Origin of the sequence: Mesobacillus sp. (assembly GCF_049588175.1) — a bacterium.
In the GTDB taxonomy this organism is placed as follows: Bacteria; Bacillota; Bacilli; order Bacillales; family Cytobacillaceae; genus Mesobacillus.
This window is the reverse complement of record NZ_JBAVFI010000457.1, coordinates 1-13,168: the sequence shown is the minus strand read 5'-3', so window position 1 is coordinate 13,168 and position 13,168 is coordinate 1. Positions and strand designations below refer to the sequence as shown.

Here is a 13,168-nt window from a genome sequence, read left to right as displayed (position 1 = left end):
TGCTAATTCAATAGTGGCAGGCAATCCCGCAAAGATCCTGAAAAATATTTAATAAAGGAAAATAAACTTGGCAAATCGCCAAGTTTTATTTTTTTGGCTCTGTTAAACACGGCTGTTGATTTTCGTTCCAGGCGCTTCGCTTTCCGCGGGGCTGGCGCTGAGCCTCCTCGTCGCGTTGCTCCTGCGGGGTCTCACCTGACCAGCTGCGCCCGCAGGAGTCTGCGCGCCTTCCACTACAATCAACAGAGTTCAAAAATCATCATTCAGCTTTAACAGAGCCTTAACTAAAGTTTTTCTTTTATAAATTCGAGAGCTTCTTTTACATGACCTTTCACTTTCACTTTTCGCCATTCCTTAGCAAGGTTCCCTTCTTTATCAATAAGGAATGTGGAACGCTCAATGCCCATATATTCCTTGCCGAAGTTTTTCTTTAACGTCCAGACACCATAATCCTCGGCAGTTTTGTGATTTTCATCCGCTAAAAGCAAGAACGGCAGTCCATGTTTCTCAATAAACTTTTCATGCCTGTCAACCGGATCCGGACTGACACCAAGAATGACCGCATTCAACCCTTTAAAGCTTTCGTGGTGATCCCTGAAGTCACAAGCTTCAGTTGTACACCCAGGGGTCATATCTTTCGGGTAAAAGTAAAGCACAACATTCTTGCCTTTAAAATCAGATAGCTTTACAATTTCACCATTGCTGGCTGGCAATTCGAATTGCGGAGCCTTTCCCTCTAATACTAACGACATTTGCATCCCTCCAAAAATAGTTGCTATTTACTATAGCCTATCTAATCTTTGCCAGGAATACAAATGAGATAGATAAACTCAACAGTCACTATGCCTTCTTATGATCAAACACAGCTCTCGTCACAAAAGCTGCAGGAATTGTATAGCCAATCAACGCTTCTAAAACGGCAATGATCCTGCCGATCCCAATCGGGGAAATATCCCCGTATCCTACTGAGAATAATGTGATGGCGCTAAAGTACATACTAGTGGCCATTCTTTCATATGACGAAACACTAAGACGCATGCTGCCATCTGCCAGCACCCACAAGCCTCTTAAATCCAGCAAATAATACAGCAAACCAAATCCGGCCATCACCGTCGCATAAATAAGGGCCAGGGTAAGGAAATTTTCAAGTGAGACCTGTTTACCTATGATTTTTTGAGGAACAAACAGTGTCTTAAGACTCAAGAAGATTGCTAAAATGATAATGCTCACTGATAGATAAAAATGCATTTCCCATCCTCTTTTCCTGCATCTCTCACTCCAACTATACGCTCAGGGATATGAGAGTATGCAAGCAAGTCCATCCAGCAGAAAAAATCACTATGTGTAGTTTTTACATTATCTGTAATACAACACAAAAAACCGCAGCATCCAAAATGCCACGGCTTCTTAAAACAATTTAATTTCCGGCTCCCCTATATCTCTTCACGCCCTCGTTCCAAATCACAACAGATAAACTAAAAAAGATCAGCCCGATCACAGGCGTAAAAAAAGAGTAGCCGAACCACTCCTCCCGCCCAAGGAAGTAGGCGGCAGGGTAAACTCCAACAAAGGCGAATGGCAAAATCCAGGTCAATACGAAGCGGATCGCCTTATTGTAAATATCCACCGGATAGCGTCCGTAATTGCCGATATTGTACATCATTGGCATGATCGAAGTCCGTGCATCCGCCCAAAAGCTGATGCAGGCAATCATTACAAAGATGCCCGCATATACGAGAACTCCACCAAGTACAAGCACGATAAAAAGGATCGGATCGTACCAGTTGAACTCTAGGTTCAAACGCCCGCCTGCATAGAACATTACCGCCAGACCGGTTATAGCACCAAACAATGACTCAAGCTCCATCCGCTCAAGAATCACTTGAAACAGGCTGTGGATTGGCCTGGTTAGGATCCGGTCAAGTTCCCCTTTTACGATATACCGTTCATTAAAGTCCCATATATTAAAAAAGGACGAGAACAGCGCAAATGGGACGAGGAAGAAACCATATATAAAGATGATTTCATCCCTGCTCCAGCCATTCAGAAATTCTGTATGATCGAACACCACCAGAATGAAAATCAAATTCACAGCCTGGAACAGCAGGTCCGAAAAAATCTCAACAAATAAATCTGCCCGATATTCAAGCCTTGTTTTCATATATTGGGCGACATATTGAAAAAACATTCTTACGTAAAACACACGTCACCCTCCTTGTATAATCAGCTGTTTTTTCGCGATGATCCATAAAATCTGAACAGGGACAATTAATATCAGCACCCAGACAGCCTGGAGCATCAAGCCCTCGATTGCCTGACTCCCGGTGAAGCCGTTCGTAAAGATCATGCTCGGAATATAACTGATTCCCTGGAAGGGAAGAAACTTCATGATTTCCTGAGACCAGCCGGGGAAAAAGCTGATCGGAAGCAGCAGTCCAGAGAAAAGGTCGATCAGGACCCGCTTGGCCCGGATTAAGCCTGTATTATTATATAAGAAGAAAGTGGTAATCCCCGTCAGCAAATTCAGCTGTGTGTTTATTAAGAAGCTCAATATAATCGAAATCACAAAAAATCCCCATGAAGTAAGATTTGCCGAGAATTCAAGCGGGAAAATCAGCGCGACAATCAGCATCCCTGGCACCGAGAAGAAAAACAATCTGAAAATCCCTTCTCCAAGGCCTTGCATCGTTTTCATTCCCAAGTAGCTGTAAGGCCTGATCAGCTCGACTGCCACCTTGCCTTCCTTGATTTCAGTTGCCATTTCACGGTCGATATTATTAAAATAAAATGCCCTTGCCATCCAGGCAACTGCAACATAGGTCGTCATTTGCACAGCGGATAAACCTTCTATTTCACTTTTGCCGCCGTAAATGGCATTCCATAAAAAGTAATAAGCCCCGATATTGATGCTGTATATTAAAATGCCCGTGTAATAATTGGTCCTGTATGCAAGCATCATCAAAAAACGGATGCGAATCATCTCAATGTACTTATCCATATTACGCCATCCCTTTATCATAAATATTGCGGATGATTTCTTCCGTGGAAGGTTCATTGATCTTAACATCCCTTACCTTATAGGCAGCCACAGTACGGGCAATTACCTGTGAAACAACCTCTTCATCATCACCGGTTATTGCGGTGAAGACCTGGTCCTTTTCATCCAGTTCCCATTTCACACCAAGATCGGTCGTCAATGCTTCAAGTCGGTTAATGTCACCTTTTTCAAGGAACTCAAAGCTGATTTCCTTCCCTTCTCCCCATTTTTCCTTCAAGCTTTTCAGGGCGCCATCATAAATGATGTTTCCTTCATCCAGCATGATTACTCGCTCACAGAGGGCCTCGATATCTGTCAGGTCATGGGTTGTAAGCAGGATCGTTGTATTGTATTTTTCGTTGATTTCCTTTAGAAACTCTCTGATTTTAAGCTTGACTAGTACGTCCAGCCCGATCGTCGGTTCATCCAGGAAAAGCAGCGGCGGATTATGAATCAGCGCGGCTGCAAGCTCACATCGCATCCTTTGCCCAAGCGACAGCTTCCTTACCGGCTTATCCAGCAGCGGTTCAATATCCAGTGTCTTGATAACATGGTCCATATGCTCGTTATAGTGGGCATCCGAGACCTTATAGACCTTTTTCAGGAGACGGAATGACTCCTGGACAGCAATGTCCCACCAGAGCTGTGAGCGCTGCCCAAATACGACACCGATTGTCTGAACAAATTTTTCCCGTTCCTTATGCGGGTTCATCCCATTAACAATGATCCCTCCGGAAGTCGGTGTCAGGATGCCAGTCAGCATTTTGATGGTCGTCGATTTACCAGCCCCATTTTCACCGATATAGCCGACCATCTCACCCTGCTTGACGGTAAAGCTGATATCGTTCACAGCCGGCAAAATTTTATAATTACGTGTAAAAAGGTCGCGAAAAGCCCCCGACAGTCCGGATCGGCTTGAATATGCCTTGAATTCTTTTCGCAGCCCGTTCACTTCAATGGCGTTCATATTTATTTCCTCCTTTATTCCCTCAAACAGTTTAGCCAATCTGATGCTGTAAAACAAATGCTATGCCTAAATTTTTTCATAAAGATAATCCTTCCTGTTTTTAGACAAGTGAAACAATCTATAAAAATGATAATTAATGATAAAATAAAAAAGCAGATACATATAGGAGGTTTTACCATGCAAAGAACCAATTCTGAACGAATACATAATGAAGCACTTGAACACATTGTCGGAGGCGTCAATAGCCCTTCCCGCTCTTTCAAGGCGGTTGGCGGCGGTGCACCCGTTGTAATGGAGCGCGCACAGGGGGCATACTTCTGGGATGTCGATGGCAATCAATATATCGATTACTTGGCAGCGTATGGTCCAATCATTACTGGACATGCTCACCCACACATAACGGAAGCGATCAAAAAGGCAGCCGAAACTGGCGTATTATTTGGAACTCCTACCCCTCATGAAGTCAAGTTTGCAAAAATGCTGAAAGAAGCCATGCCAGCTCTTGATAAAGTCCGTTTCGTCAATTCCGGCACAGAGGCTGTAATGACAACAATCCGTGTTGCCCGTGCCTATACTGGCCGTGATAAGATCATCAAGTTCGCAGGCTGCTACCATGGACATTCAGACCTTGTCCTTGTAGCTGCAGGTTCCGGCCCATCTACTCTAGGGACTCCTGACTCAGCCGGCGTTCCTAAAAGCATCGCCCAGGAAGTCATCACTGTGCCATTTAATGATATCGAACCGTTCAAGGAAGCTCTTGAAAAATGGGGAGACCAAATCGCAGCTGTACTTGTGGAGCCGATTGTTGGCAACTTCGGTATCGTCGAGCCGAAGCCAGGATTTTTGGAAGAAGTGAAGGAACTTACTCATAAGGCTGGAGCACTCATTGTTTTCGATGAGGTCATTACTGCTTTCCGCTTTATGTACGGAGGTGCCCAGGACCTTCTTGGAATCACTCCAGATTTGACAGCTATGGGAAAAATCATTGGCGGAGGATTACCAATTGGCGCTTACGGCGGCCGTGCTGAAGTCATGGAAAAGGTAGCTCCGCTTGGACCTGCATACCAGGCTGGAACGATGGCTGGCAACCCAGCATCAATATTATCAGGGATTGCCTGTCTTGAGGTTCTTAAGCAGGACGGTGTATATGAATACCTGGATCAACTCGGAGCAATGCTCGAGGAAGGTATTTCGGAATCCGCAAGCAAGCATGGAGTCCCTATCACAATCAATCGTTTGAAGGGCGCTTTAACCATTTACTTTACAGATGTAAAAATAGAGAACTATGAACAAGCGGAGAACACGGACGGAGAGATGTTTGCTCGTTTCTTTAACCTGATGCTCAAACAGGGAATCAATCTTGCACCTTCTAAATATGAAGCCTGGTTTGTTACGATTGCCCACACTGAGGAAGACATCGAGGCAACTCTCCATGCAGTTGATCAGGCATTTTATACAATGGCAAATGAATAATTATACAAGTTTTTATACATAACAGGAGCCGGGTTGGCTCCTGTTATTTTTTTACTTTTAAATGAAAACGGTTACATCGTCAGGCATATTTGAATAAAACTATTATCTATCCTATATTTACCGCTATCCAAAGTTTTGTATAAATAATTGATTTCTGAAAATTCTTATGATATGATTGTTTTTAACTATTCTTAAAACTCGCCATATACATGGCCACTTAATTCCTGCTTTAAAATCCCGTCAAAACAGTTTTACCCTCAAGTACAAAGCTATCAAACTATCTAACCATAGATTATTTTTCAGGAGGTGAACCGGCTTAAAGGATCCCCTTTTACAAGCCGAAACTTATGACATTACAATGGACCCCTTCCCAATTTAAAGATTTTTCAAGACACGAACATGATGCCTGCGGAATTGTGGCAAGCATAGAAAAAAAGAAGATCCCTACCCGAGAGAATATATTCCACTGTATTGATGGTCTTGTCACAATGAATCACCGTGCAGGTTTTATTAATGGCGAAGGTGATGGTGTAGGTATCCATATCGATATCCCTCGTGCAATCTGGAAGGAAAAGCTTTCTAACGCTGGAGTAGACCCTAGTGTGGTTGACACTGATCATTTTGTTGTCGGACATGTTTTTATTTCACGGACTGACCAGGCAAAGTCGATTCAGGATGAGCTTGAAGCAAAACTTGCGGATCAAGGCATGAAGCTTGTCTTTTCATCAGTAGATGTAACAAATTCAGAAGCACTTGGACCAATCGCCATCCAGGAAAACCCGGTATTCTGGCAGTTTGCTTGTCTTGCTGAACAGACAAACAGAGAGCTTTCCAGCAATTTGTTTAATATGATTGTAGATTTTGAGAAAAACGAACAGGTGCATGTGGCATCTTTAAGTCAGTATCATGCTGTTTATAAGGTTATGGGCGCCGGAGACATCCTGCCGAAATATTATCATGACCTGGCAAGCCCGCTTGTAGCATCAACAATGACTCTCGGACATAATCGCTACTCAACTAATACTCTATCAAGCTTTTTCCGTGTGCAGCCGTTCAGCATCCTCGGGCATAATGGTGAAATCAACACGATCGCCAGGCTCCGTGATGAGGCTCGCATGGTCAATGTACCGCTTGTAAAAGACGGCAGCGATTCACAGGATTTAAGCAGAACTCTTGAAACGTTTATCTGCCGTGACGGCTATTCGCTATTCGAAGCTATGGACATGATGTTCCCGCCGATCATCAATGAAATAAAGGCATATCCAGAACATCTGCAGGATTTATATACGTATATTCGCGAGGCATGGGGCCACTTTGCTCAGGGACCTGCGGGAATCATTTCACGATTTGGTGACGAAGCAGTATTCAGTGTTGATGCCCTTGGCCTTCGTCCGCTTTGGATGGTTGAAACGAACAGCTCTTATTTATTTTCTTCCGAACCAGGGATCATTCCTTCGACTGAATATACAGGCGATCCTAAGCCATTAGCTCCCGGTGAAAAAGTAGGTTTGAAGTGGAACGGCGACAACATTGAAGTCTACGAGCACTCACGGTTCCAGGGCGAGGTTTACAAGCGTTTTTCACAGCGACTTTCATTCGAAGAAGCGCGCCATCGCCTGGCAGGCCCTAAGCTTGCTAAAACCGTGACAATGACTCACCCAGATAAAATCCATAACGGCCAATACAAAGCATTCGGCTGGGAACGAGACCATGTCCAGCTAGTCGAACAGATGGCTGAAAAAGGTGCGGAACCAATCCGCTCACTTGGACATGACGCGCCACTGGCAGCATTGAATCCCGAAAGGAAAAATATTGCTGATTTTATCAAGGAAAGTGTCGCTGTTGTTACGAATCCGGCGATTGACCGAGATCGTGAAGCAGAGCACTTCTCTACAAGAACGGTACTAGGGAAACGTCCTTCCCTGTTCGGCAAAACCGAAACAGGCAAAGTGGTTGAATTGCTCACTCCTCTCCTTGTGGAAGGTAAAGCTGGCTACGAGGTTTCATTGCAGACAGCCCAGCCTAGCATGGACCAGGTCATCCAATGCTACCAGGATAATAAATTAGCTGCCTATCTTGAAACAGTATTCCGTAGCGAAGAAACTGTCAAAGAAGCGCTCGAACGGCTTGCTTCAGAAGCAGTTCATGCAGTAAAAGGCGGCAAGACACTTCTCGTTTTAGATGATGCAATGGCTCATCAGGAGAATGCATTATGGCTTGATCCGCATTTGGTTGTGTCTGTGATTGACCAGGCACTTGTGAAGGAAGGATTGAGACGCGATTGCTCGCTCTTGCTCCGTTCGGCTTCCCTTCGTTCGTTGCATGACATTGTCGTTGCACTCGGACTAGGAGCAGACGCGATCAGCCCTTACTATATGTTCATGACCGTGCTTGATGAGTCATTCACACCACTTGTCAATCTATACAGTGCATTGACAAAAGGGCTGGAGAAAGTCATTTCAACAATTGGCATCCATGAATTACGCGGATATGGCCGTTTATTTTCAGCAATCGGCCTGAACGATGAAGTCTCGGATTACTTGTCCATTGTCAACTTCTTCGGATCCAATGAACTTGCATATGATTTTGCAGCGATGAAAGAGGATGCGATTGCAAGGGCGGAAGAATTCCAGAATGAAAAAGAACGTATCGGAAAAACGTTCCACCTCTTCCCTCGTATCTGGAAGGCAATCGGTGAGGTTGCTTCTACAGGGGATTACAGTGTTTACCGTGAGAAAATTACCGAACAGGAAGAAAGCAATCCGACGACCATCCGTCATTTGACTGCCCTAAAAAAGGCTGACTCAACTTTTTCACCAACTGAAGTCGAAATCGGCGTTGGCGAGCATAGCCTTCCATTTGTTATCGCATCGATGTCTTTCGGATCGCAAAATGAAATCGCATTCCGTGCTTATGCTGAAGGAGCTGACCGTCTTAACATGATCAGCATGAATGGCGAAGGCGGCGAAATAAAGGATATGCTTGGCAAATACCCTCGTACACGAGGACAGCAGGTTGCTTCAGGACGTTTCGGAGTGAATGCTGAATTGCTGAACTCATCCAACCTGTTGGAAATTAAAATTGGCCAGGGAGCGAAGCCTGGTGAAGGCGGACACCTGCCTGGCTCAAAGGTTACAGCTAAAATAGCGGAAGCAAGGAACGCAACAATTGGTTCAGATTTGATTTCACCATCAAACAACCATGATATCTATTCAATCGAAGACCTGGCACAGATGATCCACGAACTCAAGACAGCCAATGACCAGGCTCGTGTAGCCGTTAAGGTACCGGTCGTTCCGAATATCGGTACGATTGCAGTCGGCATCGCGAAGGCAGGCGCAGACATCATTACGTTGAGCGGCTTTGATGGAGGCACAGGAGCAGCCCGTATCCACGCCCTTCAGTTTGTCGGCCTTCCAGCTGAAATTGGAATTAAAGCTGCACATAATGCCCTTTTGGAAGCTGGATTGCGTGACAATGTTGAGCTTTGGGCAGATGGCGGTGTGAAAAGCGCCCAGGATGTCATCAAGTACATGCTTCTAGGTGCAAACCGTGTTGGTTTCGGTACCTTATCCATGCTTGCGATCGGCTGTACGACTTGCCGTGGCTGCCACCTTGATACTTGCCATGTCGGAATCGCTACACAGATTGATTCTGAAGCACAGGCAAAGGAACATGGATTACGCCGTTTCGTACCGCGCCAATTCGATCTTGCGGTCCAGGGAATCATGAACTTGTTCACTGCTTTTGGAAATGAGCTGAAAGCTCTGGCAGCATCTGCAGGTATCAGTAATTTACAGGATGCAGTCGGCCGCTCAGACCTTTTGGAGCAAATCAAGGGAAAAGATCTGCTTGATTTGTCATACTTGCTGAAACCTTTGGAAATCGGTCAAATATCGTACCAGAAGGAAGCTGCTTCTGCGCTGGCATCGGCCCAGCTTCAGGTAGCTGCTGGAGCAGAGTATCTAGATGCGGTAGATGAAGAGCTTCACCAGTCACGTGAATTCTCGAGCGTTACCGCAGAACAGCGTGTACTTGCAAGCAGGGTTTCCTGCCACCGTGTCCGCGGACGATTAGACGGCTCATACAGAAAGCTTCAGCCAGTATCACTCAGATACAAGGGTTCTATCCTTGGTAATGGACTTGGAGCTTACAATACAGATGGCATTAACATTGAAATTGATGGCGGCAGTCAGGACGGTGTCGGAAAAACTTCCTTCGGCGGCACGATTCTGATTGCCAAATCACCTGGCAAGGATGGCGGCTTCTACAACGGTTCCGTTGGAAAAGGATTTGGCTACGGAGCTCAAAAAGGTCTGCTAGTAGCACAGGGAAATGCTGATGCGCGTGCTGGTATTCGCCTATCGGGTGCAGACATGATCATTGGCGGCCTTGTCAAAAACCCTATCCCAGAAAAGGAATACGGCAATATCGGTGCAAATGCCAATATTAAAGGCTTCGCATTTGAATACATGACAAATGGCCGCGGACTTGTCCTTGGAGATCCAGGGCCATGGATTTGCGCAGGTATGACCGGAGGTGTTGTTTACTTACGACACCAGCCAGAAATGGGACTGACGAAAGAAGCCATTTCCCGCCGGATCGCCAAAGGTGCGAAGGTATCCATCCAGACACTCTCCGCCAAAGGCATTCAAGATGTAAAAGAATTACTTAGCCAATACGTCGCCATGCTGGAACGCCATAGACAAAAAGACGAGGCAAGCGCTCTTGCACTTATGCTTGAGCATCCGGAGGATCACTTCATTCAGGTAGTACCGGTTAAAGAGCAAGCAGATCCTGCGGTTTCAACTGAATAATACTTTTATTAACGAAAAAAACGGCCTTTTTGGCCGTTTTTCAGTTTGTCGACAAATATTCAGTTCAGCCGATCAGTTATTGAAAACTTGTTGATTGGAGTGGAAGGCGCGCAGACTCCTGCGGGCTCAGCGGCCCGGGTGAGACCCCGCAGGAGCAAAGCGACGAGGAGGCTCACCGGACGCCCCGCGGAAAGCGAAGCGCCTTGAACGGAAATCAACAGCCCCATTTTCGAACCAGTCAAATAAAAAACGCCCGATTTGGCCGTTTTTTATTTATATTATTTTAAGGAAATCATTCCGTTAATAATTTAGCTCAAAATCAAACTTCATAATTAAATATGTAACCACTTACATTGAAAATAGGCTCGTATTTCGTAAATTTGTCGCTTGAACTTCTGCGCCAACCATTGTATAGTACATTATTGTTTAGTTTTTAACAAAATGGTTTAAAGTATAACGAATGGGATGTACGATCATCATCTCTAATGAAAGGAATTCACTCTCAATGAAACTTGGTGCCCGCATTTTAAAAACGGGAATAGCCATTATACTCGCTTTATTTCTGTCACAGATTTTTAACCTTCCGTCTCCTGTCTTCGCAGGAATCGCGGCGATTTTTGCCTTGCAGCCAACTGTTTACCGCTCTTATCTTTCTATTATTGAACATGTCCAGGGTAACTTAATCGGCGCAGCAACTGCGGTTGTGTTCGTAATGGCGTTCGGCAACAGTCATTTTATCATTGGCCTTGCTGCAGTGCTGGTCATCACGCTTAACTTGAAGCTAAAGCTTGAAAACACCATTTCCCTTTCGCTGGTCACATTGATTGCCATCATGGAAACGCCTGGTGAGGACTTTATCCAATTTGCACTGATTCGTTTTTCAACGATCATGCTAGGGGTCGTTTCAGCTTTTATAGTGAATCTTGTTTTCCTGCCGCCAAGATATGAAAATAAGCTTTACTACAAAAACACTATTTTATCAGAGGAAATTACAAAATGGATCAGGTTAAGTACGCGCCACGCTTCAGAGCACCAGCTCCTGAAGGCAGATATTGAAAAAATGCGCGAAGGCCTCATCAAGCTTGACCAGTTGTACCTGATGTACAGAGAAGAACGTGATTATTTTAAAAATAACAAGCTCGCCAAATCCAGAAAGCTTGTTATCTATAGACAAATGATCAACACAACAAAAAAATCTTTGGAAACCCTGAAAAGGCTGCATCGCTATGAAAATGAATTCAACCAGATGCCGATCGATTTTCAGGACGTTCTCCAGCATCAGCTTGATTGCCTGATTAATCACCATGAACAAGTCATGTTGAAGTTCGCGGGTAAAATCCGCGCTGAAGCCTCATACATGGAAGGCGAGGTCTGCCTGAACAAGAAACAGCTGTTTGATCTGTTTTTAGCGCAAAAAAAAGATCTTGCAGAAACGAACAGCCAAATGTTATACCATGTCATGCAGCTTGTTTCCATTATCATGGAATACGGGGAGAATGTGGAGCATCTCGACACACTTATTACAAGCTTCCAGTCTTACCATAAAGACGATAACAATGTGAGTATTGAACAAAAGACAGAAATTTAAAAGCAGCTGGTTTATCAGCTGCTTTTTCGTTTGCCTTATAATCGCTAATTCTTCATCCTCGGATCCAACGCATCCCTTAGTCCATCGCCCATCAGGTTAAAACCAAGAACCGTCAGCATAATGGCCAAGCCAGGGAATATCATTGTCCAAGGGGCTTGAATCATGAACTGTTTTGCATCAGCAAGCATCTTGCCCCATTCAGGGTTCGGTGCTTCTGCCCCTAGACCCAAGAAGCCCAATGCGGCTGCTTCAATGATTGCAGTCGCAATCGCAAGTGTACCCTGAACAATGATTGGAGCCATACTGTTAGGCAGGATATGCCGGAATAAAATCCTGCTGTCCTTCATCCCGACAGCCTTGGCGGCCATGATATACTCTTCTTCCTTTACACTGAGCACCCTGGAACGAATCAGCCTTCCGAAGGTCGGTATGTTTATGATAGCAATTGCAATCAACGCGTTGCGGAGCGATGGTCCAAGCACAGCTACGATCGCAATCGCAAGCAGGATGCTAGGAAAGGCAAGCATGATATCAAAAATCCTGGAGATAATGGAATCTACCCATCTTCCATAGTAGCCTGCAAGTATTCCGAGAAGACAACCAACGATAATCGAGCCCATTACGGAAAATGTTCCTACCCATAATGATATTCTTGCACCGTAGATAACTCTCGAAAGGATATCCCGGCCAAAATCATCGGTCCCAAACCAGTGTTCAGCTGAAGGAGCCTGGAGGCGCACTGACATTTTCTGGTCATTGATTCCTTCTGGAGCAATCAGCGGGGCAAATACTGCAAGCATAATAAAAAACAAAACGATAAATGTACCCACAAGTGCCAATTTATTCTTCTTGAAACTATACCATGCTTCTGCCCAGGGAGACGCCACTTTTTCTTCTACCTGCATGGTAGGCGGCTGTATTTGTTTTTGAGTTGAAATCTCCATCTAAATCTCCCCTTTCATCACCGGTATTTGATCCTTGGATCAATTGCTGCGTACAATAAATCAACGACAAGATTGATCAACACAAAGAGCAATGCAATGATTAAGATTCCTGACTGGATTACCGGATAGTCTCGATAATTGATCGCTTCGTAAATGTATCTGCCAATACCCGGCCAGCTAAAGATTGTTTCCGTTAAGATTGCACCGCCAAGCAGGAGACCTGTTTGCAATCCGATAATCGTCAATACAGGAATGACAGCATTTTTCAGGGAGTGCTTATAGACAACCCAGAACATGCGCAACCCTTTCGCCCTTGCTGTCCTGATAAAATCAGAACGCATC

General features: G+C 44.9%; 10 protein-coding genes. 3 read left to right on the top strand and 7 right to left on the bottom strand.

The features are described from left to right. Positions 1-284: 284 nt before the first annotated feature. The 5 genes from bcp to WB217_RS11175 form a co-directional block, all read right to left on the bottom strand. Entirely contained in the window at positions 285-752 is a 468-nt protein-coding gene (bcp, locus tag WB217_RS11195) for a thioredoxin-dependent thiol peroxidase (protein ID WP_423993309.1), read from the bottom strand. 88 nt (positions 753-840) lie between these two features. After that, positions 841-1,248 (bottom strand): ion channel, encoded by a 408-nt coding sequence (locus WB217_RS11190; protein ID WP_423993308.1) that lies wholly within the window; start codon positions 1,246-1,248, stop codon positions 841-843. 169 nt (positions 1,249-1,417) lie between these two features. Further along, the gene (locus WB217_RS11185) at positions 1,418-2,203 is read right to left on the bottom strand and encodes an ABC transporter permease (protein WP_423993307.1); all 786 of its coding nucleotides are present in this window, start codon (positions 2,201-2,203) and stop codon (positions 1,418-1,420) included. Positions 2,204-2,206: 3 nt separating this feature from the next. Then, positions 2,207-2,998, bottom strand: a complete 792-nt coding sequence (locus tag WB217_RS11180) for an ABC transporter permease (RefSeq protein WP_423993306.1) — start codon at positions 2,996-2,998, stop codon at positions 2,207-2,209. Between the two features lies 1 nt (position 2,999). Further along, complete coding sequence (locus WB217_RS11175) at positions 3,000-4,004, bottom strand: ABC transporter ATP-binding protein (protein ID WP_423993305.1); 1,005 nt, start codon at positions 4,002-4,004, stop codon at positions 3,000-3,002. A 177-nt stretch (positions 4,005-4,181) separates the two neighbouring features. Between WB217_RS11175 and WB217_RS11170 the strand changes: the two genes are divergently transcribed. The 3 genes from WB217_RS11170 to WB217_RS11160 all read left to right on the top strand — a co-directional run bounded on the left by WB217_RS11170 (position 4,182) and on the right by WB217_RS11160 (position 11,882). After that, positions 4,182-5,477, top strand: a complete 1,296-nt coding sequence (locus WB217_RS11170) for a glutamate-1-semialdehyde 2,1-aminomutase (RefSeq protein WP_423993304.1) — start codon at positions 4,182-4,184, stop codon at positions 5,475-5,477. Positions 5,478-5,824: 347 nt separating this feature from the next. Beyond that, entirely contained in the window at positions 5,825-10,294 is a 4,470-nt protein-coding gene (locus WB217_RS11165) for a glutamate synthase-related protein (RefSeq protein ID WP_423993303.1), read from the top strand. A gap of 505 nt (positions 10,295-10,799) precedes the next feature. Then, a complete protein-coding gene (locus WB217_RS11160; protein ID WP_423993302.1) occupies positions 10,800-11,882 on the top strand; it encodes an aromatic acid exporter family protein in 1,083 nt (360 codons plus the stop codon). 44 nt (positions 11,883-11,926) lie between these two features. Here the strand turns inward: WB217_RS11160 and WB217_RS11155 are convergent, their stop codons facing one another. Further along, positions 11,927-12,826, bottom strand: a complete 900-nt coding sequence (locus WB217_RS11155; RefSeq protein ID WP_423993301.1) for an ABC transporter permease — start codon at positions 12,824-12,826, stop codon at positions 11,927-11,929. A 17-nt stretch (positions 12,827-12,843) separates the two neighbouring features. Beyond that, on the bottom strand, positions 12,844-13,168 hold a 325-nt coding region (locus tag WB217_RS11150), incomplete at its 5' end, for an ABC transporter permease (RefSeq protein WP_423993300.1).